The sequence below is a fragment of the Arthrobacter sp. 05L417 genome (assembly GCF_056397865.1).
Genome location: NZ_JBFTOG010000002.1, coordinates 1 through 25,653, shown reverse-complemented (window position 1 = coordinate 25,653; position 25,653 = coordinate 1). Strand labels below are relative to the sequence as shown.

At 61.8% G+C, this 25,653-nt stretch carries 22 protein-coding genes, 1 other RNA gene and 1 pseudogene; 8 read left to right on the top strand and 16 right to left on the bottom strand.

All coding sequences use genetic code 11. From position 1 onward, the window contains the following. The 5 genes from AC1DJW_RS02025 (at position 1) to menE (ending at position 5,635) form a co-directional block, all read left to right on the top strand. On the top strand, positions 1-897 hold the full coding sequence (locus tag AC1DJW_RS02025) for an amidohydrolase family protein (protein ID WP_459341263.1): 897 nt from the start codon (positions 1-3) through the stop codon (positions 895-897). A gap of 1 nt (position 898) precedes the next feature. Then, entirely contained in the window at positions 899-2,122 is a 1,224-nt protein-coding gene (locus AC1DJW_RS02020; RefSeq protein WP_476900598.1) for an acyl-CoA dehydrogenase family protein, read from the top strand. 26 nt (positions 2,123-2,148) lie between these two features. After that, positions 2,149-2,604, top strand: coding sequence for a MaoC family dehydratase (locus tag AC1DJW_RS02015; RefSeq protein WP_284751278.1), 456 nt, complete (start codon positions 2,149-2,151; stop codon positions 2,602-2,604). 63 nt (positions 2,605-2,667) lie between these two features. Then, positions 2,668-4,035 carry an MFS transporter gene (locus AC1DJW_RS02010; RefSeq protein ID WP_476900597.1) on the top strand — a complete coding sequence of 456 codons (1,368 nt, stop codon included), beginning with the start codon at positions 2,668-2,670 and terminating at the stop codon, positions 4,033-4,035. Positions 4,036-4,075: 40 nt separating this feature from the next. After that, entirely contained in the window at positions 4,076-5,635 is a 1,560-nt protein-coding gene (gene menE, locus AC1DJW_RS02005; protein WP_476900596.1) for an o-succinylbenzoate--CoA ligase, read from the top strand. 723 nt (positions 5,636-6,358) lie between these two features. Here the strand turns inward: menE and ssrA are convergent. The 13 genes from ssrA to AC1DJW_RS01940 form a co-directional block, all read right to left on the bottom strand. Next, positions 6,359-6,727, bottom strand: a transfer-messenger RNA (tmRNA) gene (gene ssrA / locus AC1DJW_RS02000). Between the two features lie 137 nt (positions 6,728-6,864). After that, positions 6,865-7,335, bottom strand: coding sequence for an SsrA-binding protein SmpB (smpB, locus tag AC1DJW_RS01995; RefSeq protein ID WP_028264808.1), 471 nt, complete (start codon positions 7,333-7,335; stop codon positions 6,865-6,867). A 64-nt stretch (positions 7,336-7,399) separates the two neighbouring features. Further along, positions 7,400-8,824: a peptidoglycan DD-metalloendopeptidase family protein gene (locus AC1DJW_RS01990; RefSeq protein ID WP_390279117.1), complete on the bottom strand. Its 1,425-nt coding sequence runs from the start codon at positions 8,822-8,824 to the stop codon at positions 7,400-7,402. Between the two features lie 2 nt (positions 8,825-8,826). Then, positions 8,827-9,741 (bottom strand): permease-like cell division protein FtsX, encoded by a 915-nt coding sequence (gene ftsX, locus AC1DJW_RS01985; protein WP_284751281.1) that lies wholly within the window; start codon positions 9,739-9,741, stop codon positions 8,827-8,829. Beyond that, a complete protein-coding gene (gene ftsE, locus AC1DJW_RS01980) occupies positions 9,738-10,502 on the bottom strand; it encodes a cell division ATP-binding protein FtsE (protein WP_284751282.1) in 765 nt (254 codons plus the stop codon). Before ftsE ends, ftsX begins: the two co-directional genes overlap by 4 nt. Before the next feature lie 163 nt (positions 10,503-10,665). Further along, complete coding sequence (gene prfB / locus AC1DJW_RS01975; RefSeq protein ID WP_284751283.1) at positions 10,666-11,781, bottom strand: peptide chain release factor 2; 1,116 nt, start codon at positions 11,779-11,781, stop codon at positions 10,666-10,668. Positions 11,782-11,847: 66 nt separating this feature from the next. Continuing rightward, positions 11,848-12,303: a hypothetical protein gene (locus tag AC1DJW_RS01970; protein WP_476900595.1), complete on the bottom strand. Its 456-nt coding sequence runs from the start codon at positions 12,301-12,303 to the stop codon at positions 11,848-11,850. 11 nt (positions 12,304-12,314) lie between these two features. Beyond that, positions 12,315-12,833: a hypothetical protein gene (locus tag AC1DJW_RS01965; RefSeq protein ID WP_476900594.1), complete on the bottom strand. Its 519-nt coding sequence runs from the start codon at positions 12,831-12,833 to the stop codon at positions 12,315-12,317. Beyond that, positions 12,814-13,236 carry a TadE family protein gene (locus AC1DJW_RS01960; protein WP_284751286.1) on the bottom strand — a complete coding sequence of 141 codons (423 nt, stop codon included), beginning with the start codon at positions 13,234-13,236 and terminating at the stop codon, positions 12,814-12,816. Before AC1DJW_RS01960 ends, AC1DJW_RS01965 begins: the two co-directional genes overlap by 20 nt. A 3-nt stretch (positions 13,237-13,239) precedes the next feature. After that, complete coding sequence (locus tag AC1DJW_RS01955) at positions 13,240-13,503, bottom strand: hypothetical protein (protein WP_459341258.1); 264 nt, start codon at positions 13,501-13,503, stop codon at positions 13,240-13,242. A gap of 129 nt (positions 13,504-13,632) precedes the next feature. Further along, a complete protein-coding gene (locus AC1DJW_RS01950) occupies positions 13,633-14,571 on the bottom strand; it encodes a type II secretion system F family protein (RefSeq protein WP_476900593.1) in 939 nt (312 codons plus the stop codon). Beyond that, positions 14,568-15,419, bottom strand: coding sequence for a type II secretion system F family protein (locus tag AC1DJW_RS01945; protein WP_459341256.1), 852 nt, complete (start codon positions 15,417-15,419; stop codon positions 14,568-14,570). Before AC1DJW_RS01945 ends, AC1DJW_RS01950 begins: the two co-directional genes overlap by 4 nt. Further along, complete coding sequence (locus AC1DJW_RS01940; protein WP_476900592.1) at positions 15,419-16,642, bottom strand: CpaF family protein; 1,224 nt, start codon at positions 16,640-16,642, stop codon at positions 15,419-15,421. Before AC1DJW_RS01940 ends, AC1DJW_RS01945 begins: the two co-directional genes overlap by 1 nt. Positions 16,643-16,835: 193 nt before the next feature. Between AC1DJW_RS01940 and AC1DJW_RS01935 the strand changes: the two genes are divergently transcribed. From AC1DJW_RS01935 to AC1DJW_RS01925, 3 genes are all read left to right on the top strand, one after another. After that, complete coding sequence (locus AC1DJW_RS01935) at positions 16,836-18,743, top strand: S-layer homology domain-containing protein (protein WP_476900591.1); 1,908 nt, start codon at positions 16,836-16,838, stop codon at positions 18,741-18,743. 619 nt (positions 18,744-19,362) lie between these two features. Next, complete coding sequence (locus AC1DJW_RS01930; protein ID WP_476900590.1) at positions 19,363-21,597, top strand: lysozyme; 2,235 nt, start codon at positions 19,363-19,365, stop codon at positions 21,595-21,597. Between the two features lie 249 nt (positions 21,598-21,846). Continuing rightward, on the top strand, positions 21,847-23,034 hold the full coding sequence (locus AC1DJW_RS01925) for a lipopolysaccharide biosynthesis protein (RefSeq protein ID WP_476900589.1): 1,188 nt from the start codon (positions 21,847-21,849) through the stop codon (positions 23,032-23,034). Here the strand turns inward: AC1DJW_RS01925 and AC1DJW_RS01920 are convergent, their stop codons facing one another. The 3 genes and pseudogenes from AC1DJW_RS01920 to AC1DJW_RS01910 form a co-directional block, all read right to left on the bottom strand. Further along, complete coding sequence (locus AC1DJW_RS01920) at positions 23,035-24,036, bottom strand: glycosyltransferase (protein WP_284751294.1); 1,002 nt, start codon at positions 24,034-24,036, stop codon at positions 23,035-23,037. 12 nt (positions 24,037-24,048) lie between these two features. Next, entirely contained in the window at positions 24,049-25,473 is a 1,425-nt protein-coding gene (locus AC1DJW_RS01915; protein WP_284751295.1) for a sugar nucleotide-binding protein, read from the bottom strand. 3 nt (positions 25,474-25,476) lie between these two features. After that, positions 25,477-25,653: pseudogene (locus tag AC1DJW_RS01910) on the bottom strand (dTDP-glucose 4,6-dehydratase); the annotation flags it as partial.

Below are 25,653 nucleotides of genomic sequence, written 5' to 3'. Positions count from 1 at the left end.
ATGCCCGCACCCCAGCACTACGAACCCGGCATCGACGTCTCGAAACTTGAAGCGATCGATATGCACGTCCATCTCGAAGTGGACGGCCACGGCCACGAATCCCTGCCACCGGCCCTGACGGAGGCCTCTGCCAAGTACTTCAAGGCCGAGGACCGCACGCCCTCGCTGGACCGCATCGCCGAGGTCTACCGCGAACTGAACATGGCCGCCGTCGTCTTCACCGTGGACGCCCGCACCCAGCTCAAGCACGCGCCCAACAGCATTCCCGAACTGATCGCGGGAGCCGCAAGGAACAACGACGTGCTGATCCCGTTCGGCAGCGTGGATCCTCGCACCGGCACCGAGGCCATCCAGGGCGCCAAGTACCAGGCGATCGACCTAGGCGCCCGCGGCTTCAAGTTCCACCCCAGCCTGCAGGGTTTCGACCCCTCCAACGAACAGTTCTACCCGCTCTGGGAGACATTGCAGGAACTGGGCCTGCCAGCCATCTTCCACACCGGCCAGAACGGCATGGGCGCCGGCCTGCCCGGCGGCTACGGCATCAAGCTGGCCTACTCCAACCCGCTCCTGCTCGACGCCGTAGCCGCCGACTTCCCGGGCCTGCAGATCATCATGGCCCACCCCTCGGTTCCCTGGCAGGATGAAGCCAACTCCATCGCCACGCACAAGTCGAACGTGTTCATCGATCTCTCCGGCTGGTCCCCCAAGTACTTTCCCGAGTCACTGGTGCGCATGTCCAACTCGGTGCTGCAGGACAAAGTCCTCTTCGGCACGGACTTCCCGCTCATCACGCCGCAGAAATGGCTGGCCGCCTTCGCTGACCTCCCGCTCAAGGACGAGGTCCGTCCCAAGATCCTCAAGCACAACGCCGTGCGCTTGCTCGGGCTGGGAGGCTGACTTGAGCTTTGACACCCCCGTGGAGACCGCGGTTGCGGAACGCCTCTACAACGACTGCGACTACTACGACGCGGAGTCCCTCCTCACCGAGGACGAGCGCCGGGTCCTGCGCCGACTGCGGGATTTCCTGGACCGCGAAGCGAAGCCGCTGCTGGCCGACTACTGGGAGCGGGGCGAGTTCCCCGACAAGTTGGTCCAGCCGCTCATCGAACTGGACCTCATGGAACCGGCCGAACTCAGGGGCCTCGGGCCAGGGAGCAACCCGGCGCGCGGGATCTACCAGGGCTTCAGGATCTTCGAGCTCGCCCGCACGGATGCTTCGCTCGCTACCTGGTACACGGCCCAGGCCGGCCTCTTCCGCACCGCCATCCGCGTAGGTGCTTCGGCAGAACAACAAGCCGAGTGGATGCCGCGCGTGGTCGATTTCTCGCTCAAGGGCGTCTTCTCCTTGACCGAACCGGAATCCGGATCGGACATTGCCGGCGGGCTCTCCACAAGGGCCCACCGTGAGGGCGATACCTGGGTGCTCGATGGTGCCAAGCGCTGGATCGGGGGCGCTTCGACGGCGGATGTCCTCGCTGTGTTCGCACGGGACGTGGGCGACGGACAGGTCAAGGCGTTCCTCGTGGACCGCGAAGCCTCCGGGGTGGCCTTGGAGAAGATCCACCGGAAGACCTCCCTGCGGATGATGCAAAACTCCCACATCACCCTCGACGGCGTCAGGGTCCCCGAATCCATGCGCCTGCACAACGTGAATTCCTTCAGGGATGTAGCGGCGATGCTCCGGGCCATGCGCTCGGACGTCGCCTGGATTGCCACCGGCATCCAGGCCGGCGCCTTCGAAGCAGCCCACCGGTACGTCCGCGAGCGCCACCAGTTCGGCCGCCCTTTGGGTTCCTTCCAGCTGGTGCAGGAAAAGCTGGCCCGCATGCTCGGCAACCTCACGGCAAGCCTGTCCCTCGTGGTCAGGCTGACCGAACAGCAGGCCCGCGGGGTCTACCGCGACCAGGACTCCGCCTTGGCGAAAATGCAGAGCTGCCTGGCGATGCGGGAGACAGTCGCGCTTGCCCGGGAGCTGGCAGGCGGCAACGGAATCACGCTCGAGAGTGATGTTGCCCGGTTCCATGCCGACGCCGAAGCCGTCTACTCCTACGAAGGAACACACGAAATCAACGCCCTGATCGTCGGGCGCGCACTCACGGGCGAAAGCGCCTTCGCCCGCTAACCCCAAAACCACCACAGGAGGCAACCATGCCAAATCTCGTCGTCGACTTCGCCAAACTGCTCACCCTCGCCGGAACCAATCTCGGCGTCACCGAATACCGCGAAATCACCCAGGAACAAATCAACAAGTTCGCTGACGCCACCGGAGACGATCAGTGGATCCACGTCGATCCGGAACGCGCCAAAGACGGCCCGTTCGGCGCCCCGATCGCCCACGGCTTCCTCACGCTCTCGCTCATCATCCCGTTCTGGGGCGAGCTGTTCGACGTCGAAGGCGTCACCACCAAAGTGAACTACGGCCTGGACAAGGTCCGTTTCACGTCCCCTGTCAAGGTGGGCGCGCGGATCCGCATGCAAGCCACCATCGCCGAAGTCACCGAGGTCAAGGGCGGCGCCCAGATCAAGGTCTCCAACACCATCGAGATCGAAGGCCAGGAACGCCCCGCGGTCGTGGCCGAATTCCTCGCCCGCTTCTACAAATAGCCCGCTTCTACAAATAGCCCGCTGCTGCGGGCACTCCCCCACCCTCTGCTTTAAGGAACAACGATGTCCCAAATATCGCAGCTTCAATCCATGGACGTGGCCACCAAACGCAAGGAAGCACGCACCGTCATTGCTTCCAGCTACCTGGGCAGCACCATCGAATACTACGACTTCCTGCTCTATGCCACAGCCGCGGCCGTGGTCTTCCCCAAGGTCTTCTTTTCGGGAATGGACGACTGGGTTGGCGTCGTGGCAGCCTACGGAACTTTCGCCGCAGGATACGTAGCTCGCCCGTTGGGTGGAGTCATCTTCGGGCACTTCGGCGACAAGCTGGGTCGCAAGGGAATGCTCATCGTCTCCATGTTGGTCATGGGCTTGGCTTCGGCACTGATCGGCCTGGTCCCCGGCGCCTCGGTGGCCGGTCCGTGGGGCGCAGTGATGCTCGTTGTGCTCCGCGTTTTCCAGGGCATCGCCGTGGGCGGCGAGTGGGGCGGGGCCGCCTTGATGGCGTTGGAGCATTCGGAATCGGGGAAGCGCGGGTTCGCGGCCTCGTTCGTGAATGCCGGAGCTCCGTCGGGCGCCGTGCTCGGCACCCTCATCATGGGCGCCTTCTCTGCCCTGCCAAACTCCCAGTTCCTTGCCTGGGGCTGGCGTGTTCCATTCCTGCTCTCGTTTGTCCTGCTGGCAGTGGGCATGTTCGTCCGGCTAAAGGTTTCGGAGAGCCCCATCTTCCAAGCCGCCATTGAGCAGGAAAGGATCGCAGAGCAGGAGAGGGCGGCCCGGAACACTGACGACCGATCCATCGCGAAGCCCGTCATGCCGCTCCTCCAGGTGCTCCGCCGGCCCAAGACCTTGATCTTCACCATGCTCGCCGGGGCCGCCGGCTTTGCCCTCCAAGTAGTGCTGGCAACCTTCGCGGTCACCTTCGCCGTCTCGAAGGGCGCCGACCGCCAGGGGGTGCTGTACGCCTTCGCCGCCGCTTCTTTCATTTCCATCGCCTTCGTGGTCCTTGGCGGCAGGCTCTCCGACAAGCTGGGCCGGAGGCCCGTGATGATCGGCGGGCTCGTACTCTTCATCGCCTATCTGATCCCGATGTTCCAGTTGTTGTCCTCGAACAACATCCTCCTGGTCTTCGTCGCCTTCACCGTCGGCCTGATGATCCACTCAACGCTCTTCGGGCCACTGGCCGCATTCGTGTCCGAGCAGTTCGGCACCACCTCCCGCTACACGGGAGCCTCACTCGGTTACCAGCTCGCGACGCTACTCGGCGCGGGATTCACGCCGGGGATCGTGGCCCAGATCTTCAAGGACTCGGGCCAGAACACAGGCTCGGTGGTGTTCTACATGGCTGCGATGTCCGTCGTCTCCATCATCTTCATCCTGTTGACCCGGGAACCGAAGAACAACGATTTGCAGGCCGTCCGGCCTTGACGCCGGGAAGGGTCTAGCTTGGGAATAAGAAAGGACCGCCATGGAGAATTTTGGCATCGGTTCGTGGTTGCAGCGTCGCCGCCCGAAGTCCGGAAGCAAGATTGCGCTGATCTCCGGAAACCGCCAACTCAGCTATGAGGAATTTGCCGAACGATCGGACAGGCTCGCCAACGCCCTCAAAGCGGGGGGCGTTACCAAAGGCGACAGGGTCGCATATCTCGGTGACAATCATCCCGCTTTCCTGGAAGCGCTTTTCGCTTGCGGGCAGCTCGGGGCGATCTTCGTACCCCTCAACACGCGGTTGGCGCCTCCGGAGATCAACTTCCAGCTTGAGGACTGCGGAGCCGTTGCGCTGATCCACTCAGCGAGCCTCAACGGCCTCGCGGCCAGCGGCGCGGAAGGCACCCGCGTGGGCCGGCGCGTCGTCGTCGACGATTCCTTCCCGGGCGACCGTAGCGCCGCTTCCGTAAGTGAGACCCCGACGTCGGCGGAAGACTACGAGGACGTCGTCGCCTCCGGGGCACCCCTGCATCTGGACGAGGAAGTCGAGCTCGATGACGGCGCCATGATCCTTTACACGTCCGGAACAACGGGACGCCCCAAGGGTGCGCTCCTGACCCACGGCAACATCACCTGGAACTGCATCAACGTGATTGTCGACTTCGATTTCTCCTCCAGCGACGTGGCCCTCATGATCTCGCCGATGTTCCACGTCGCTTCACTCGCCATGGGGGTATTGCCAACGCTCCTCAAGGGCGGAACTGTCGTCCTGGAGTCGAGGTTCGACCCCCAACGCACCCTGGAGCTCATCGAGCAGCACCGGGCCACCACCATCAGCGGGGTGCCCACCACCTACCAGATGCTGTGCGAGAATCCGGCCTGGCCGACGTCGGACCTTAGCTCCCTCAACAAGCTGACCTGCGGCGGATCGGCAGTTCCGACGCGCGTCCTGGAAGCGTACGAGGCGCGTGGACTGCGCTTCTCCAACGGCTACGGAATGACGGAGACGGCGCCCGGCGCCACCACGCTGCCGTCCGCCAGGTCCCGGGACAAGGCGGGCTCTTCCGGACTGCCGCATTTCTTCAGCGACGTCCGGATCGCCGACGTCGCCGGAGGCCTTGCCCAGCAGGGCACGGTGGGCGAAATCCAGATCAAAGGCCCCAACGTCATCCACGAATACTGGAACCGGCCCGACGCCACTGCCGAATCATATGAAGACGGCGGCTGGTTCAAGTCCGGAGACATGGGCTACAAGGACGCAGACGGATTCATCTTCGTCTCGGACAGGCTCAAGGACATGATCATCTCGGGCGGCGAGAACATCTACCCCGCCGAGGTGGAACAAGCAATCAGCGAACTCGACGCCGTGGGCAGCGTGGCAGTCATCGGCGTGCCGGATGAGAAGTGGGGAGAAGTGCCACGCGCCGTGGTGGTGCTCCGCGAGGGCGCCTTCTTGACCGAGGACGAACTCAAGGAACACCTGACCGGGAAACTGGCCCGTTACAAGATCCCGAAAACTGTGGTGTTCGTGGACGATATGCCGCGAACGGCCAGTGGAAAGATCCGCAAGAGCGAGCTCCGCCGGAGCACCGTTTCCTGAAGGATCCGCTGACAGGGTGCCTGGTACTTGTTAATAAGCACCCTCGGCGGCACGGCATGGTTGTCTCGCAGGAATATCCGAAAACGAGTAATAACTACTCAAGACAACAACGGCCCGGAGTCCTATCGTGTCGGAGAGCGTCCATGCCAAACAGATGGGCGGATCGCCACGACTGGGCTCAGACCGGCGAGGGGCCGCAGCCAAAAAGCAAGGGGGCTTGCTGAATGGACTACCCACATTCCAAAAACCGGGGTCGGTGTATCGCCTACGCAATCCATCAGGAGAAAGACTGACTCCTTACCGGGCCTGTCCTCCCAGCGTGGGCCGACGGAGCGAGGGCCTTTCGTAGCACAACGCAGCACCCAGCCAACGGGCTGAGATTGGGGCGAACGTGGACGGGCAACAATGGATTTGGGTCGTGATGGTCCTTGTCGGGGCCGCACTGGTAGCCGTCGTGATGGTCTTTGGACACCAGCGACGAAGGCTGGTTGATCGCAAACCCGGCACCAAACATCCCGGCGGGGAACCCGGAAGCCCCCCGAACGGCGTCGACAGCTCGGATGACGAGCCGGCAGCCCGGAGTCCGAACCACTGAGACCAGGTTGGAGTGGCGAAACCCCGCCCGGGACCACCAACCCAGACAAAGAAAAACACCCCGGTCAGAGACCGGGGTGTTACCGATGAGTCGAGTCACCCGTGAAGGATGTCTCGACTCATCACAAAAAGTGGAGATGGGGGGAATTGAACCCCCGTCCGATGTCGTGTTGTCAGGGCTTCTCCGGGCGCAGTTCGCGTCGGATTTTCTCGGCCCCAGCTATCCTGCGAACAAGTAGCTGATCCGGGCCCAGTCATCTAAGAGTCCCGCTCGCCTCGATGACGAAGGCAAGCAGCAGTGGCTATCTAAATGACGCCAGGATCCGGGGCAATAGCAACCTCGGGCTGACGGACTGTCTTACTGCTTAGGCAGCAAGAGCGAAGTCAGTGCGCTTAGAATTGGCACTTATTGGTTTGCAGACAGCGTTTACGAGATAATTCTGCATCCTCGGCCCGCTTCACCTGTCGCGACTAACATCGTCGAAACCGATCATCCCCGTATTTTGTTATCAATCCCCGCAGACGAAGCCCGCCCTAAAGCGACCGCCTAAAACCCGCCGGGTTAATCATCATAACGCATCGCGGCGCCCGGACATTCCGGGACACACTTCGACTGCCGACCGTATTCGCCGAACTCAGCGGCGGTTGCGCTCACGCAGTTCCCTCAGGGATTCGCGCTTGTCCTGCTGCTCGCGCAAGGTCTGGCGCTTGTCGTAATCCTTCTTGCCTCGAGCCAAGGCAATCTCTACTTTGGCTCGTCCGTCCAGGAAGTACAGCTGGAGCGGCACTACTGTCAGCCCGGTCTCGCGGATCTTGCCGGAGATCTTGTTGAGCTCCTCGCGGTGAAGCAGCAGCTTCCGACGGCGGCGCGCCGCGTGGTTGGTCCAGCTCCCCTGGTTGTACTCAGGGATATGGATGCCCTCCATCCACAACTCGTCATTGTAGAAGGTGCAGAAGCCATCGACCATGGACGCATGGCCTTCACGCAGGGACTTTACTTCGGTTCCCATGAGGGCAATGCCGGCCTCATAGGTATCCAATATGTGGTAGTCATGCCGAGCCTTGCGATTGGTGGCCACTACCTTACGGCCACTTTCCTTGGGCACGGTAGAACTCCTTGGTTGTCGAAGAATCACACTAGTCTACGCCAGCAGAACCTTGTCGTGTGGGCTATAGAAGGTTCATCGGGTCAACAGCCTGCCCGTTCACCCAGGTTTCAAAGTGCACATGGCAGCCGGTGGAGTTACCCGTGGTACCCGAATATGCAATGAGCTGGCCTTGACTCACCTGCTGCCCGGAAGAAACCACCACGCTGGTGTTGTGGTAGTAAACCGTAGTCAGGGAATCTCCATTGATGACTCCGTGCGATATCTTGACACGGTTGCCACCACCATCGTTGCCCCAGCCTGCCGAAAACACGGTGCCGGCTGCGGCTGCGTATACGGGCGTTCCGCAAGGGGCACCGAAGTCGATGCCCGTGTGCATGTAACCGCCCTGGCCGTAGAAATCGATGGTTCCGGGCGGCGTCGCGCGCCAACCGAACCCTGAAGTGATGGGAATGTTCCCAGGTACCGGGTGGATCAAGCCGAAGTTGCCGCGCGGATTGCTCACCGGCGGGACGTAGGGCTGCGGGGCCTGGCCCTGCGCCTGGGCGGCGGCTGCAGCGGCTGCGGCCAGCCGCTGTTGTTCGGCCAACCATGCTTCGCGCAGCTTGCGGTCCCGCTCCGAGATTTCCGCGGCGACGGCGTCCTGCATCGACTTCACTTGCTGGAGCTGGGCCTGGATTCCGGGCTTGGCCGCTTGAAGTTGGGCGTTGAGACGGGTGGTGTCGGAGATGAGCTTGTCCACCTGTGCCTTCTTGGCAGCGGCGTCATCGCGGGCTACCTTTTCACGCTCAAGTGCCGCGTCTGCTTTCGCCTTGAGATCGCGGATTTCCTGCTCGACGGCGGCGAGCCGGGCCTGCGAGTTCACGTTCGTCGCGCTCTGCTGCGTCAGTTTCGTCATCGCGGCGTTCTGGCTGCGCATCGCCTGGTTGGCGAGGTCCATGGTTTCCGTGAGGTTGCCGCCGTCGTTCGATCCGAACAACAAGGCAACATTCGTGGGAACGCCGCCGGATTTATATGCCTGCGCCGCGATCTGACCGATGAGCTTCTTGGTATCCGTAATCTTTTGCTTGTCGTTTTCCAGCTGCTGGGTGATCTGGGCTTTACTCTGCTGAGCCAGATCCACGCGCGCCGCCAGGGCATCAGCTTCCTTCACCGCAGTAGCAACCCTGCCCTGGGCTTCGAGAAGTGCCTGCTGCGCTCCCGGAAGCTGTCCTTGGTACACCACAAGGTCGCCAGCCGCCTTGGCGATATTGGCATCAACGAATTCCAGCGACTGCTGCACGCGCGCCGATTCCGCGTTGAGGGCGGCCTGTTGGTCATCGAGGTCATCCGCGTGTGCCACGGGCGCTGTTCCAAAACTCGCAGCCAGCACGATGGCAAGCACAGAGCCGGCAACCTTGGCACGGCCACTAACCATGCGCATCCGCATGGCAGCGTGGTACTTCCGGGGCATCGGCTGTCCTGTTCGCTCGGGATCAGTGCTCTTCATGGCTACACCTTGAGATATCGACGGAGGGTCAGGAGTGAAGAGATCCCGGCCAGGCCGCCGCCCAACGCTATCAGGACCGGAGCAATCACGAGTACCTGGGTCGAGGAAATAAACGGAGTGTTCAGGAACTGCTGCGACAAGTCTCCATTGAGCCAGAACTGGGCCACCAGCCACAGGGTGCCGGAGGCCAGGACTGCGCCCACGACGGCGGCGATGACGCCTTCGAGGATGAACGGCAGTTGGATGACGGTCTTCGATGCACCAACGAGGCGCATGATGCCTGTCTCCCGCCGCCTGCTGAACGCGGACAATCTGATGGTTGTGGTGATGAGCAGGACGGCGCAGAAGATCATGACTCCGGCGACCACCATTGCCGCCACGGAGGCGCCGTTCATCCACTCAAAGATTCGTTCAAGGACCTGGCGCTGGTCGCTCACGGTCTCCACCCCGGCCTGGGACGAGAATGTCTCGCTGATGATCTGGTACTTCTGGGGGTCCTTCATATTAATCCGGAAAGACGAAGGAAGCTGGTCCTGGGTTACCGAATCAACAATCGGAGAGTTGGAGAACTGTTCCTTGAAGTGTTTGAACGCATCGGCTTGTGACTCGAACTGGTAATCGTTGATGTACTGCTTGACCGCCGGCGAATCGAGCATCTTCGCGAGGTTGTCCTGCTGCTCTTTGGTGACAGCGCCCGAAGCACATCCGGTCGATGTCGAGGAGTCGTTGCAGAGGAAGATGGCAACCTGGACTTTGTCGTACCAGTAACCCTTCATCTGGTTGATCTGCATCTGCAGCATGCCGGCCGCGCCGACGAAGGTGAGGGAGACAAAAGTCACCAGGACGACGGAAATCACCATGGACAGGTTCCGGCGCAGGCCGCTTCCGATCTCGCCCAGGATAAAAGCGAGCCTCACTGCTGGACCCCCTGCGCGCGGTCTATTTCCGCATCGCTCGCGTCCTTCATTCGCCGGGACTCTCCGACCACCGGAATCATCGAAGTGTAGAGGGCCTTTGCCTCATCACGGACCACTACTCCGTTCCGGAGCTCTACCACGCGCTTGCGCATCTCGTTCACAATGTCGTCGTCGTGCGTTGCCATGACCACAGTCGTGCCGTTCTGGTTGATCTTGTCGAGCACGCCCATGATGCCCATCGAAGTAATGGGGTCCAGGTTTCCGGTGGGTTCGTCTGCCAGCAGGATGCCTGGGCGGTTGACCACGGCGCGGGCGATGGCCACGCGCTGCTGCTCACCACCGGACAATTCATGGGGCATGCGGCGTTCCTTGCCCTCAAGCCCGACAGTCTTCAGCACTTCCGGAACTGTCTCCCGGATGATGCTCCGGCTTTTGCCGATCACCTGCATGGCGAAGGCCACGTTGGCGAAGACATTCTTCTGCGGCAGCAAGCGGAAGTCCTGGAAAACGACGCCGATTCCACGGCGAAGCTTGGGGACCCGCCAGCTTGAGATGTTGGCTACGTTCTGGCCTGCGACGTAGACCGAACCGGATGTTGCCCGGTCTTCCTTCAGAATGAGTCGTAGAAACGTCGACTTGCCGGAGCCCGAGGCCCCGACGAGGAAGGTGAATTCTCCACGGTCAATCTCAAGGTTGACAGCATCCAGCGCCGGACGGGCATTGGGGTCGTAGACCTTGGTGACATTCTCAAATCGGATCATGACTCTTCAGAACCCCGCCGGACATGCCACGTTCGGCCAGTCCAACCGCCAGCGCACGGGCTTTCGTTGGGGGAAGTTGAGCGCCGGCTCTTCGACTATACGCACGCTCTGCGATGGAATCGCGGGCTTGGTACGGTGTGTCGCTCAATCAGCGCAGGCGCCGTTACCCTTCGGCGTTCCGGTTTCCCGTGCGCCAACGAATGCCCGCGTCGATGAAGTCGTCGATGTCGCCGTCGAACACCGCTGACGTGTTGCCCACTTCGTGTTCAGTCCGCAAATCCTTGACCATCTGGTACGGATTGAGCACATACGAACGCATCTGGTCGCCCCACGATGCCTTCACGTCACCTGCGAATGCCTTCTTCTCAGCATCTTCCTGCTCCTTTTTCAGGAGCAGGAGCCGCGATTGCAGCACGCGCATTGCGGCTGCGCGGTTCTGCAGCTGGGACTTCTCATTCTGCATGGAGACGACGATCCCCGTGGGGATGTGGGTCAACCGTACTGCGGAGTCGGTCGTGTTGACGGATTGCCCGCCAGGACCGGAAGAACGGAAAACATCGACGCGGATCTCATTGTCCGGAATGTCGATCGAGTCGGTCTGCTCAATGAGCGGGATGACCTCGACGGCGGCAAAAGACGTTTGCCGGCGCCCTTGGTTGTCGAAAGGGCTGATGCGGACAAGCCGATGCGTCCCGGCTTCGACACTGAGGGTACCGAAAGCGTACGGCGCCTTGACCTCGAAAGTGGCCGATTTGAGGCCGGCCTCTTCGGCGTACGAGGTGTCCATCACGGTCGTCGGGTAGCCATGGCGTTCCGCCCAGCGCAAGTACATGCGCATGAGCATTTCGGCGAAGTCTGCCGCGTCAACACCGCCGGCGCCCGCACGAATCGTGACGACGGCTTCACGTTCGTCGTATTCGCCCGAGAGCAGGGTTACCACTTCAAGTTCCTTGAGGGCCTTGCGGATTGATTCGAGTTCCGTGGCGGCTTCGACCATGGAGTCGTCGTCGTCCTCGTCCTGGCCGAGTTCGACAAGAACCTCGAGATCGTCGATGCGGCCCGTCAGCCTGTTCAACCGCTCAAGTTCCGACTGCCGGTGGGACAACTTGGACGTAATGACCTGCGCGGAGGCTGGATCGTCCCAGAGATTCGGTTCACCAGCTTGCTCGCTCAGTTCTTCGATCTCTTCCTTGAGCTTCTCGACGTCGGAAACCTGTTCGATGGAGCGGTAGGTGGAGCGAAGCGCGCGGATTTCTGCGGGAAAGTCAATCTGAGCCATGGTTGTTCCAGAGTACGCCATCCGCTGGCGGCCTTGGCACGGGGCTGGACGTGTGACGCTTGGAATTCAGCGGGTCAGCCGGGAACGTGCGGTGGACCGCGCTTCGATCGGAACACCGCCGGGAAGCAGAAAGCTGACCACGGGCGGATGGGCAACCGCGCTCAGCACAACTTCGGCCGTGGTGCTGTCCGGACTACCAGTACCCGGTGCAACGGCAAGTTGATCGAACCGAGAATGGGCGCCGTTTTGGCTGAGGTATGACTCGGTGACGCTTCGCACCCGCCCGCTGTTCAGGACGGCCGAGGGCGTTTCACCGCTGCTGTCTACTTGGCCGAGGGAATAGCTGTCCGCGGCTGCGACCGAAGCTCCGTCGGCCATGGAGAGGAGCTTCTTATGTTCGATGTAGATGGCGGAGGCCGCAGCAACGACCGTTGCCAGCAACAACGCAATCACGACATAACCGATGGTCAAGACCATCAAATGGCCGGCTTCCCGTTCCGATTTACCGGACCGCGTGCTCATGGGAAGGTCTGTCACCGGAACCGCCCGACGATTTGCGTAGCCGACGCACTCAGATTCGCGGCGTCCAGATTCAGAGTGTCTCCAAAGGGCACCATCGGCAACGGCACCGTGAGCCTGACGGTAACGGTGACCGCAGCACCGGCAGACCCGCAATCGCTGCGATCGCACGCGACGTCCACGGATGCCCGCTCCGCGGAATGGCCATAGTCGGCAAGGGTCAAAAGGACGGCCTGTTCAGCGGCGACCCGCCCCTGGGAGGTGTCATTCTGCATGACATAGACCTTCGCGGCTTGGTCCGCTGCCCCCACGACGGCGAACGAGCCGCCCTGGATTTGTCCAATAGTGACGATGAAATAGACCACGGGAACCATGAGCAGAAGGGACAGCAGGATGAACTCGACCACTGCGCTTCCCCGCTCAGAAGCACATGCCGGGCCGGTAGATTCCCGGTTCTCCGCGAGTGGCAGGCAGGCCGCCTCCCGGCAGCGGGCGAGCACGGCACGGCCAGGATCAGCCGGGAGTGGCAGCATGCCCGCTCACCTCCAGCGCCGCTCCGGGTCCTATCAGCCCGATGACGGGCAAGGGTGCCCGGACCGTCACTTCCAAGGTACGGATTCCTCGGAAACTAGCCTCCGACGTCGAGATGTCCCGGGCAAAGTCTGCGTTCAGCGCCGTTTCGATCAGGTCTGCGGTGCGCTCACGTGCATCGGCCGGTGTCCGGTCGGCGAGGGCGCCGTGACGGGCACCGGACGAGGCCGCGTCAATGAGGGTATTGCGCACGTGCAACACGAGGGTCAGTTGGATGACGGCGAGGAAAAACATCGTCAACAGCCCGCCGACGAGCACAAAATCCACGACGGCGGAGCCACGTTCACCACCGCTGCCGGCACCGATGCCGCTGCCATCTTCCGCTCCCCTGGTGCGGAACGGCATGGACTACTTTCCGACCTTGCTCATGGCCTGGTTGAAGAGTCCCTCAAGAGCCGGGCCTGCCAGCGCCAGCAGCCCGGCTACAAGTGCGGCGGACATCAATGTGATCATGACCCATCCGGGTACGTCGCCTCGCTCGGGATGATCGTCGCCGGGGGCCGGCCTTTTGTCCGAAGGCGTTCCATCGGCTGATCTGGACGGCAGGAGAGTCCGCAGCTGCCACAGCAAAAGTCCTGAAGCGGGCAAGGCCCGACGTCCAAGCTTTTTCATTTTCCCCATTTAATTTTCCCCCATTTCGTTGTGCCGGAATCCGTTACGAATATCCGTGCAGTTCTTTGTTTTCGGCATTCAAGCGAATGCCGATGTGATGGACATGAAAAGGCTTGTTGGAAACCGCCATCAGAAGCCAAGATCCAGCGCGGCCAAACCGGGATAGACGGCGAAGATCACGGTGAGGGGCAGGACGCCGAAAACCAGCGGCACCATCATGGCGATTTCCTTGCGACCCGCCGATTCCATCAACTCTCGCTTGGCCGAATCGCGGACATCCGCAGCTTGGGCCCGCAAAACATCAGCCAAAGGAGTACCGCGTTCGACGGCAACGACGATTCCATCCACGAACCGAACAAGCGGGCCGAGCTCGGTTCGTCCCGAAAACTCGTGCAAGGCTTCGACCAGGGGCGTGCCGGCCCGCGTGGCCGCCAATACCAAGGCAAATTCCTTCGCCAATTCGCCGCGGGCCGTGCGACACACTCGATCGAGGGCACCGCTGGTGCTCTCCCCCGCGCCCACCGCGAGGGCCATCAGTTCGGCAAGGCTGGGGAATTCCGCCAGCATCCGCCTTTCCCTTCGTTTGATCCGCACCCCCAGCATGTAGTCCCGGAAAAGAAACCCTCCCAGTGCACAAACCAGGACCGAGACGACCGCAAGCCCCGGACTGAACCGGCCCGCGGTCGCACCCATGACCACCAGAACAATCGCTGTGGCAAAGCCCGCCGCCGCCCACAGCAACTGCTCCGCGCGGAAGTCCAGCGCGGACTTTCCAGAGCCGGCCCTTGCCAGCCTCCTGTTGAGGGAAGTGGTGCCCAGGTTGAACTTCGCCAAGTAGCGGAGGGCGTCCCGGAACACCGGCCGCAGAATGCGCTCCAAAGGGCCGAACGGTGCAACGTCCGGGGTTGTGGACAGCAGCCGCGATTCAATGTTCTGGGACCGGAGTTGCGGCTCGATGCGCCCCGCGAAGGGAATGGCCCGCATAAACGGCATGCGGACAAAGATGAGCCACAATCCGGCTCCCAGGAGAAGTCCGCAGAACACGGCCGGGGCAGTCAACGCAGTCAACGAAGCACCCTTTCATCTTCAGGAAGGGCGCCGATGCGCAGCATGACCCAATAGCAGAAGCCCGAGACCAACAATCCGCCTCCCAGCACGCTGACTCCGGCCGCGGAGTTGTAGGCGGCGACAGCTTCCGGCCTGCTGGCCAGCAGCATCAGGACGATCCATGGGGCGGCAACGGCCAGGCGCGCTCCGTTGATGGTCCACGATTGTCGCGCCTCAAGCTCACTGCGGGTCCTCGCACTCTCACGGAGGAACTCGGCGAGGGTTCCCAGTAGTCGTCCGAGATCGGATCCGCCCACGTCGCGCGTCAGTCTGAGCGCCTCAATGATCCGGTCGGCGACGGGATCGGCCAAGCGGTCCTTTAATTTGTTCAACGCCGAATCGAAATGGCCGCCGGAACGGTAATCCGCACCAAACTCTCGGAAGAGGGCACGCAACTCTTCTGGGCCCTTGTCACCGAGCTGGACAAGCGCCTCGGGCAGCGAAAGTCCCGCACGGATTGCCGAGCGCAAATGGTCGACCACATCGGGCCAGAGCTCCCGTAGCATGGCGGTCCGCTTACGCGCCCGCCAGCTGACAACGGCCAAGGGAAGCCACGCACCGAACAGGCCGAAGCACGCCGCGATCGAGAAGGACGCCGTCATGATGTAGATCATCAGTGTGGTGAAAAGGCCCAATCCGAGGCACGATGCGATGAATCCCCCGCCGCTCACCTTTTCGATCCCGGCCATGAGCAACAGAGACTCAAGGCGTTTCGGTTTTGGCTCCTTGACGGCGAGCGGGTGTTCCCATGCAGACCACCAGATGAGAAACACCCCCAGGCCACAGAGAACGCCCAGCAGAGGCGCCATCAGTAGTGCTCCAGGAGCGCGGCGACGTCAAAACCTGCCCGGGCGAATTTCTCTGCGGCCGGCATGGAATTCGACGTGGGTTGGAGTCTGCCATCCTGCATCGCGAATACCTTGGACGACTCAATGATGCCGTTCTCCACGCGTCGGCCCAGCGAAAGGATCTCTGTGACTTGACGGCGTCCATCGGCGTGGCGGCTGCAATGGACCACGAGGTCGATGCAGGATGCCACGGTCGGAACGACGAACGCGCTCGAAATGTTCCCGCCGGCCAGCAGAGGCAGAGTGCAAATCTTGGTCACGGCGTCATGGGCGGAATTCGCATGGACGGTGCACATGCCAGGCAGGCCCGAATTCAACGCAATAAGCATGTCCAGGCTTTCGGCTTCCCGGACCTCCCCCACCACGAGACGATCCGGCCGCATGCGAAGAGCCTCTTTGACGAGCCGGCGTAAGGGAATTTGGCCTTGACCCTCGAGGTTTGGCTGGCGGCACTGGAGGCCAACGACGTCACGCAGCGGGAAATGGAGTTCAAAGATCTCTTCGACGGTGATGACCCGCTCCCGGGAGCCGATATTGGCTGCCAGGCAGTTGAGCATGGTGGTCTTTCCGGCCTGGGTGGCTCCTGAGACGAGAATGTTCAGTCCACTTGCCACCGCGGCTCCCAGGAATCGGGCTGACCCGGGCGTCAACGTCCCCAGCTCCACCAGATGCTCGAGCCGGGTCGCCTTGACCACGAATTTGCGGATATTGACAGCCCAATGGCGGCGGGTGACATCGGGAATGACTACGTGGAGCCGGGAGCCATCGGGCAGGGCCGCGTCCACGAAGGGTGACGAGAGGTCCAGCCTGCGCCCGGAACTCTTAAGCATCCGTTCAACGAGGTCGCGAACCTGCTGCTCCGTGAGGCTGATCGAGGTAAGTTCGGATTCGCCGTTCCGGGCAACGTAAACCTCGTTCGGCGCATTGAGCCAGACCTCTTCGATGGTGGGGTCATCCAGAAGCGGCTGGAGCGGGCCGAAGCCGGCAACGGCGTCGAACACGTACTTGCGCGCAATGTCCAAATGTCCCAAAGGAGGCAAGGGGCCGAGAAGCGCCCGCTCATCGTAGTCATTCACGGCGGCCTCGACGAGCCGGTGAACTTCGACTGCTTGGCTCAAAGGATCCAGTCCACGCCGACGAATCAGCTCGCGGACTTCATCCTCGACGATGCGCAAAGCCTCCATTTTCCCCCCAATGCAGCATGCGCCCACGCGCTGCGGAAAACCTTCAACAAGGTTAAAAGTAGGGGAGGTTACAAGCTGAGACCAAGTCATTTTGAGGGACCTGTGGATAATTGTCTTATCCGCAAGTCACACCAGAAACACGTGAATCTCTGGCCACTCCAGACCCCAATTATCAGGGCAAAAGAAGGATCTCATGCCGAAAACACCGCGCGGATATCCCCGCGGCCGCTGGTTCAGCAGGCCCCGCTTGGTGACCGGTGCCGCGGTACTGATGGTACTGTCCGCGATTGTCACGCCTGCGCAAGCAGAAGAGAGTTCAAGCGACCCCCTTCCTGGAACATCGTCGGCATCAGTCTCGCCCCCTGACCCCACGCCGGCTGCCCAGGCCATGGCACGGTTGAAGGGGCACCGACATTCGCGGGTATGCGGCGACGCACCCCCAGGCTACGCATCATGCCATGCGGAAATCGACGACGAAGTCGCTGGTCCCCTGGCTGCCGGGCAGCTTCTCCCCGCCGGGTACGGGCCGGCAGACCTGCAGTCCGCCTATAAGCTGCCCTCACTCACCGCCGGCACCGGCAGGACCGTAGCGGTAGTCGATCCGTATGATGCCCCGACTGCCGAGGCGGATTTGGCTGTCTACCGGACGAGGTACGGGCAGCTTCCTTGTTCTTCAGCCTCGGGGTGCTTCCGGAAAGTAAACCAAAACGGCGGAACCTCCCTGCCGGCCCCCAACGCGGCGTGGGCCCAGGAAGCGTCCCTCGATGTCCAAATGGTCTCGGCGGCCTGTCCCAATTGCAACATCCTGCTCGTCGAGGCCACATCCAATTCCCTCACCGATCTGGGCACTGCGGTCAATACCGCGGTCAATCTGGGTGCCAGTGCTGTCTCAATGAGCTTCGGGGGGCCAGAGGTCAGCGGGATCACCCGGTTCGACGCCGCCTATTTCAATCACCCCGGGATCCCTCTCGTGGCCAGCTCCGGCGACAACGGCTACACGAACACCACCGCACCGCCTTCGGTGAACTATCCAGCCTCCTCCCCCAATGTCGTCGCGGTTGGGGGCACCACCCTGACCCTCGACACAAGCAAGGTGCGGGGCTGGACCGAGCGCGCTTGGGGGGCCACCGGATCCGGCGCGGCCGGTCCGGGCAGCGGGTGCTCGGCTTACGAGCCCAAGCCGGCCTGGCAGCACGACACGGGCTGTCCCAACCGCACCGTCGCCGATCTGGCCTCAGTTGCCGACCCGAGCACCGGCGTCGCTGTCTACGACAGCACCCCCAGCAACGGGATGAGCGGGTGGATGGTCTTTGGCGGAACCAGCGCTGCCGCCCCCGTCATCGCAGCCACGTACGCCCTCGCGGGCCCCACGCCTGCGGGAATCTCCCCTGCCCAGCTTGGCTACAGCTCACCGTGGGCGCTCAATGATGTTGCCAACGGTGCGAACGGGACGTGCACCGTGCCTTATCTGTGCACCGCCGGCTACGGATACGACGGGCCCACCGGGCTCGGCACCGCTCAAGGTTTGACAGCCTTCACTTCTTCTTCGAGCCCGCCTTCGTTCACCGATGTCCCCGGCAGCTACCCCTTCTATATAGAAGTGACGTGGATGGCATACAACGGCATCACCACGGGCTATCCCGACGGTACGTTCCGCCCCGTCCAACCCGTCACGCGCGAAGCAATGGCTGCTTTCCTCTATCGCCTCAGGGGAAGTCCCTTCTTCATCCCGCCGGTCATCTCTCCGTTCAGGGACATCGGACTACTTTCACCCTTCTACAAGGAAATCACCTGGCTGGCCTCCACCGGCATCACCACCGGATACCCCGACGGCACCTACCGCCCCTCGGAACCTGTCAATCGCGATGCCATGGCTGCATTCCTCTACCGGCTTGCCGGCAAACCCGCATACACCCCGCCCGGTGCCTCACCGTTCACCGATCTCACCCCGGCTACCCCGTTCTACCTCGAAATCACGTGGCTGGCCTCGACCGGCATCACGACCGGATATGCCGATGGCACCTTCCGGCCGCTGAACCCTGTCAACCGCGACGCCATGGCTGCGTTCATGTACCGCTACAACGCCAGAATCGGTCGTTGAGGACTACAGCCACAGGCGCCGGTTAGCCCATCCGGCGCTGTGAACCGACTAACTTTGAGGACCCCAGGTTCGGATGGACGCACAGTGGCGCCAATGTTGGTCCAGTCGTTGGATAACTGTTCAGCCACTAGTCACACCAGCACCACATAAAACTCTGGTCACTCCTGCCCCTGAATGCTATGGTGTCCCGGTTAGGAGCTGGCCTTATGGTGCACTGCAGAAGCGTTAGTTGCTGGAGCTGCAGTCGCAAGCTATCACCATGTGCCCTCAATTGAGCGGCACCTTGCCGGAATTGAAAATGAAACGAACAACCGCTGTAAAGGCACTTCGATTCCCCGTCGCGCGCACTGGCGTCGCACTAGGCATCGCGCTCGGCTTGACTCTCACCGTGGCCGGGGCCACTCCGTCGGAAAGCGCGATCTCCGCTGCTTCAGCACAGACGCAAGCCACGAAAGCAGAAACAACTGCGGGTACGAAACCGGGCCAATCTCCGACGGTTCCTGGCGGCTCCCCTGCTCCTAGGCCGCCTGCTCCAGCAAGTGCGCTAAGTCCGTTGACCGACTCCGCTGCAGAGACGACGGCGCCGGTCACCACACCTTCGCCGGTCGCAATGCCAGCGATGCCCGGCAGCACTCCGATCATCGGCGACGCGATGAAGCGCGCCATGCTCCAGGCGATTCCCAGCGGTGGAGCCGAAATGGGCCAGCGGTCGCCGCGAGTCTTGGCTGACAAGAACCAACCGGCAAGTGCAGCACCCATGGGGTCCCGTACCGTGGCAGGCACTCTCTCCATGGCACTAGACACCGGACACTGGTCTCCGTCGTTCGGTGTCGCTGGGCAGGATGTCAGCGCGTATCAAGGGAACGTCGATTGGGCATCCCAGTGGAACCAAGGCTCACGTTTCGCCTACGTGAAGGCCTCGGAGGGCAACTACTACGTCAATGGGAATTTCTCCCAGCAATACGCCGGCTCACGCAGCGTCGGAATGATCCGTGGCGCGTATCATTTCGCCATTCCGAACTGGTCCTCGGGGGCAGACCAGGCTAGGTACTTCGTAGCAAACGGTGGAGGGTGGAGCCCTGACGGCTACACACTCCCGCCGGTCCTGGACATCGAATACAACCCCTATGAGGGCCAAACCATCGGCGGCTTCTACTTCGGCGACGTTTGCTATGGCATGTCAGGTGCGCAAATGAGCAGCTGGATAGCGGATTTCGGGAACACCATACAAGCACTGACCGGCCGGTATCCCGTTATTTACAGCACTACCGATTGGTGGGCTCGATGCACGGGAAACTCGGCTTCCTTCAGTGCATATCCGCTGTGGATTGCTTCCTACCCCTCTTCCCCAGGCAATTCGCCGGGCGTTTTGCCGGCCAGCTGGAACCAATTCAGCATGTGGCAGTACAGCAGCACCGGCCCGTTCCAGGGGGATTCGAACGTGTGGAACGGCTCATACGCCTCGCTCGCAGTCTTTGCGGGCACGACACCGCAAGGATCGTTTGATAGCCTCACCGCGGAGCGAACCGACACGGCCGCTTCTCTAAGAGTCAGGGGGTGGGCAGCGGACGCCGGATTACCGCAAAACACTACCGAAGCACACGCCTACGTCACCGCCCCGAACGGCTCGCAACAGCTCTACAAGATCCCGGCCACAACTTATAGACCGGATGTAAACCAAGCACTGGGTCTCGGAGACAACCACGGTTTCGACCAACAAATCCCCGTGACCGTATCGGGGAACTACCAAGTTTGCGTCTACGCCATTGGAAAATTCACCAACGTTGGGTTGGGATGCAAAACCGTCTCAGTCGTAGGAGCGGAACCACCCATCGGCAACGTCGATGATGCCTACGAAGTCCGTACACCTGACAAGGTGAGCTTCAGGATTCGCGGCTGGGTAGTGGACATGAGCAACACATCGTCGACGGCGGCCGCCCACGCCTATGTTTCCGCACCCGACGGAACGACCACGGGTTACGTAGTGCCAGCCAATGCATCCCGACCTGACGTGAATCAGGTCTTGGGCATTGGAGGCAACCACGGCTTCCAGCAGGACATCAACATCACAAAAGCCGGGACCTACCGCATTTGCTTCTACGCCGTGGGCCAGTACCTGCACTCGGACATGGGGTGTAAGTCTTTCACCATCGCTGCGGCAGCCCTGCCGGTCGGGTCCTTTGACTCCGTGGATCTCAAGACGACCAGCACCACGGCCTCGCTGACCACGCGCGGTTGGGCCCTGGATTACGGAGACACCACCAGGCAAATTGCGGTGCACGTCTACGTACAATCACCGGACGGAACCACCCAGCTCTACAAGATCACGGCTTCACAGCCGCGACCGGACGTGAACAAGGTTCTTCAGGTCCCTGGGGACCATGGATACCAGACGGACATACCACTTAGCGCACCGGGCACGTACAGGGTCTGTTCCTGGGCCATCGCACTTAGCCCCGTCGCTCCAGGAAACGCCCTGCTCGGTTGCAAGTCCGTGACGGTCGGAGTCAGCGCCAAGCCCGTCGGATTTCTGGACTCGGTCAAGCTCTCGACAACGAACGGCGTCACGTCCCTTACCGCCTCCGGATGGGCCATGGACCCGACCACCGGCGCATCAATTGAGGTGCACGTCTACGTGACACAGCCAGACACCCAGCAAAAGTACTTCCCCATCATCGCCAACCTGCCAAGGCCCGATGTGAACGCGGCGATGAAGACCACGGGAGACCATGGCTTCTCGCTGTCGACAAACATCCTCCAACGGGGCACCTACAGGGTATGCGCGCATGGAATAGCTACGTCTCCCTTCTCGTTGGGAAACACGCTCCTGGGTTGCACGAACATCACGTTCTAGTGTGGTGGCGGCCCCACTGCGGGGCCGCCACCAAGCTTCGACAGTGCGTACGCTGTCGGTGAGGCCGGCATACCCAAGGTAAGATTCTGTTCGGCCAATGAGCCGCGCCGATCGGCCAAGTGCAAATACCGACACGAACGGGGAATATCCGTGGCTTCGAAGCCCGCTTCTGCTTTGCTGCGCCGATTCGGAGGCTTTGCAACGTCGCTCTTGTTTTCAACTGCCGTAAATCTCCTCGCCATTCCTTTTGTGATATCGACTTTGGGTCCAGGGATATGGGGCGAACTGGCAGTGGCGCAAGCGACGGCGGCAATATTCGGCGTCGTCGTCGCGTTCGGTTGGGGAACCGTCGGGGCAGCCATGGTCGCCTCCACCCCGGTAGCACGGCGGCCCCAGATGTTCTTGAATTCGGTGGTCAGCCGGCTCTACCTGTTCCTCTTCGCAGCGCCAGTGATGTTTTTCGTGCTCCTTCTGTTGACGCGGGTCGATCCCGTGGCGGCCGCGGTTGCCTCACTGGCCTATTTGATGCCATTCCTCGGCGCCTCCTGGTATTTCATCGGCCAGGCCAAGCCGTGGTCCCTTCTGTTCTTCGATGTGCTCCCCCAGGGACTAGGCGTCATCACCGGCGTGATTCTGCTGCAATTCTTCCCTTATGCAATCGTGTTTGCCGGCAGCCTGCTTGCGTTTAACGTCATCGCCGTCGCGGTCGGAGCCCTGGCGGCCACGAAGGGGGGACATGAAACACCGCTCACGATGAACTTGGGCTTTGTGCCCGCCATGCAACGGCTTCGGAACCAAAAATTTGGCGTCATCGCTGCAGGCACCGGAACCATCAACAGCAATCTGCCGATGATCGCAGTCTCGCTCGTAGTCCCGCCGGCGGTCCCCCTCTACGCCCTCACGGACAAGCTGTTCAGATTTGCCGTGGCAGGGTTTGGGCCGGTGCTGCAAGTTGTGCAGGGCTGGATTCCCGAATCTGGGCGAGCCCGCAGCATGGAACGCATCCAACTAGTGGCCAAGTTTGTCCCCGCTGTCGGGGCCCTGGGCGGGGTGCTTCTGGCGGTGTTGATCCCGTGGGCAAGCCCGATCTTCTCACGGGGCGAGATCACCGTCGGATACGTATTGAGCATTCCTTTTGGCTTGATCTTCGCGGCCGTGTTGGTAGCCCAAGTCGTCGGCCTGGCATGTCTCATACCGCTCGGCGAAGGCGCCATCCTGGCCAAATCGACGGCGCTGGGCGCCATTCTTAACGTTCCCCTGATGTTCGCCATGGGGGCACTGTACGGGGGTTCGGGCGTGGCGTGGGCCGTCGGTTTGTCCGAGGTTGTCGTGGCCGCCTATCAAGTGATGGCCGTACGGCGACACTTCAGGGAGCAGGCATTGAAGCCGGTGCCTGAGTCCGTGGAGGATCCAGGCACCGGCCCAACCGCTCCTTAGTTAGCGGCTTCGAGCTCCTAAGCCGTTGACGAAGAGCTCCGCCGGAGCACCCGCAACGAATTCCAGCAGGCATGGCGGCGCGATGTCCCCACTGCGCAAGCCTGACCACAACACCCTCAGCGTCGGCCTCCACGCATGACCGCTGGAAAAGGCCGACAGACCGGTCTCCACGTCCGCGGAACTAATGGCAACCCGGGCCTTCAGACAGTCCATCATGGTCCGGCGCCACCCAAAGCTGAGATCGTTGGATGTGCGCAGCATCGCCAGCAGGCTCTTGCTGCCATGGTATTTCTTCGACATCGACGCAAGGTGCCGCCACGATGACAGGATGCCTCGGTGGTCTTCCACCTCCCCAAGGACATTTCCGCCGTGTTGGACGTAGTCCTGCAGCACGTCCTCTACCACCAGGGCACCACCGGTGGCCGCGGCGCACACTGCGAGCCAATGATCGTGGACCTGCGTGATGGTTTCCAGCCGCGGAAAGGGAAGCGCCAGATCGAGAAGTTCCCTGCGGAAGACGCAAAGGCTTCCGGTCACTTGGTTTTGGGCAACCAACGCGCTAAAGGGAACGTTCTTTCGGGCTGTGGAATCAGCCACAACCTCATGCCCGGGATTTCGGACCACCCTGGCCTGCCCCGAAACCAGCGCCACATCATTCAGCTGAGGAATAAGCGTGGCGAGTTTGGAGGGGTACCACCGATCATCCTGGTCCGCCAGCGCCACCCACTGCGCTTCAGGGGGAACAGCTTGAACAACCCTCTCGAAGTTACCGTAAAACCCCAGTCTTTCAGGGAATCCAAGGACCCGAAACCGGCTATCGTCGTTGAGCTCCGCCCTGACAAATTCGGCGATTTCCTGGTCGCCCCCATCGGCGGAGATCAGGCAGACAAAATCGGTGTGGCTTTGATCCTGGATAGACCGGAGCTGGGCACGGAAAAGGTCCCAGTCAGGACGGTATGCGGCGAGGGCCACCACACCGAATGAGGAAGAGTCATAAGCCATCTCGGTCAGCCGCTAGCCGATCGCGGGACTGGTGGCGAGGTAGGCGTCAAGAGCTTCCCGGGCGGACCGCGGCTCAAATCCCGCTTCCCGGATCTTGCTCAAGTCCAGGACGCTGTTGAGCGGGCGTGGAGCGGCGGCTTTGCCACGGAAGTACTCTTCGGTGGTGACGCCTGTGACGGAATCCCGTGCCGCGCCGCTGAGCTCGTAGACGTCGGCGGCGATGTCAGCCCATGACTGCGGCTCACCGGCGTTGCTGAGGTTGTACGTGCCGTAGCTGGCTTTGGAGTCGAGCAAGTGTTTGATTCCCGCGGCGATATCCTCGGTGAAGGTCAAGCGGCCGATCTGGTCGTTGACCACGGAGGGTTCAATCCCGCGCGCTGCGAGGGACGCCATGGTGCGGACGAAATTGTTGCCTTCACCAATGACCCAGCTGGTGCGCACGATGTAGTGCTTTGGAACGACGCTGACCACGGCGTCGCCGGCGGCCTTCGTCTGCCCGTACACGCCCAGCGGCGAGACTGGCTCGTCTTCCCCATGGGTGTCAGCAGCGCCATCGAACACGTAGTCGGAGGAGACATGCACGAGCGTCAGGTCGTGCTCGACGGCGGCCCGTGCCAGACGAGCGACGGCAGCGACGTTGGTCTCCCAGGCGGCCTGGCGGCCTTCCGGGGTTTCGGCCGCGTCGACGGCGGTGTAAGCGGCCGCGTTGATGACGGCGGAGTAGTTCTTCCAGTTCCTTTGCTCGATCGCATCCGGGGAACTGAGGTCGAACTCGGCGCGGCCGGCAAACTCAACGGAGGCATCGCCGTCGTACAGTTCCCGAAGGGCTTTGCCGAGCTGGCCGTTGGCACCCAGAACCAGCGTCTTCTTAGGGCCCATCGGCCGCACATCCGCCAGGCGCGGATGGGCCTTGTCCTTGTCAGAAAGCTCGGCCCGCTCGAGCTGGATGGGCCAGTCGATGGCCGCTGTCTCGTCGGCCAGGTTCAGGAAGGTGTACTGGCCCTGGGCGTCAGCGCTCCAATGGTCGTTGACCAAGTAGGTGTAAGCAGTGTTGTCTTCCAGGGTCTGGAAAGCGTTGCCCACACCCCTGGGGATGAAAATTGCCTGGCTCGGATCCAGCTCGGCGGTGAATACGGCACCGAACGATGGCCCTTCGCGCAAGTCCACCCAGGCGCCGAAGATCTTGCCCGTGGCCACAGAGATGAATTTGTCCCAAGGTTCGGCGTGGATGCCGCGGGTGGTACCGGCTTTTTCGTTGAAAGAGATGTTGTTCTGAACCGGCTTGAAGTCAGGAAGGCCCAGGGCCAGCATCTTCTCGCGCTGCCAGTTCTCCTTGAACCAACCGCGGTTGTCGCCGTGGACGGGAAGCTCGTAAAGAACGACGCCGGGAATCGGTGTTTCGCGGGCACTGAGCTGCTTGGAAAACTCGATCGACATCGTCTATTGGCCCTGTTCCTTGTACTTGGCTTCGGTTTCGGCCTTCTGCGGGCGCCACCATGCTTCGTTGTCGCGGTACCACTTGATGGTGTCTTCGATGCCGGCCTCGAAGTTGGAGAACTCGGGCTTCCAGTCCAGCTCGGTGCGCAGCTTCGTGGAGTCGATCGCGTAGCGCAGGTC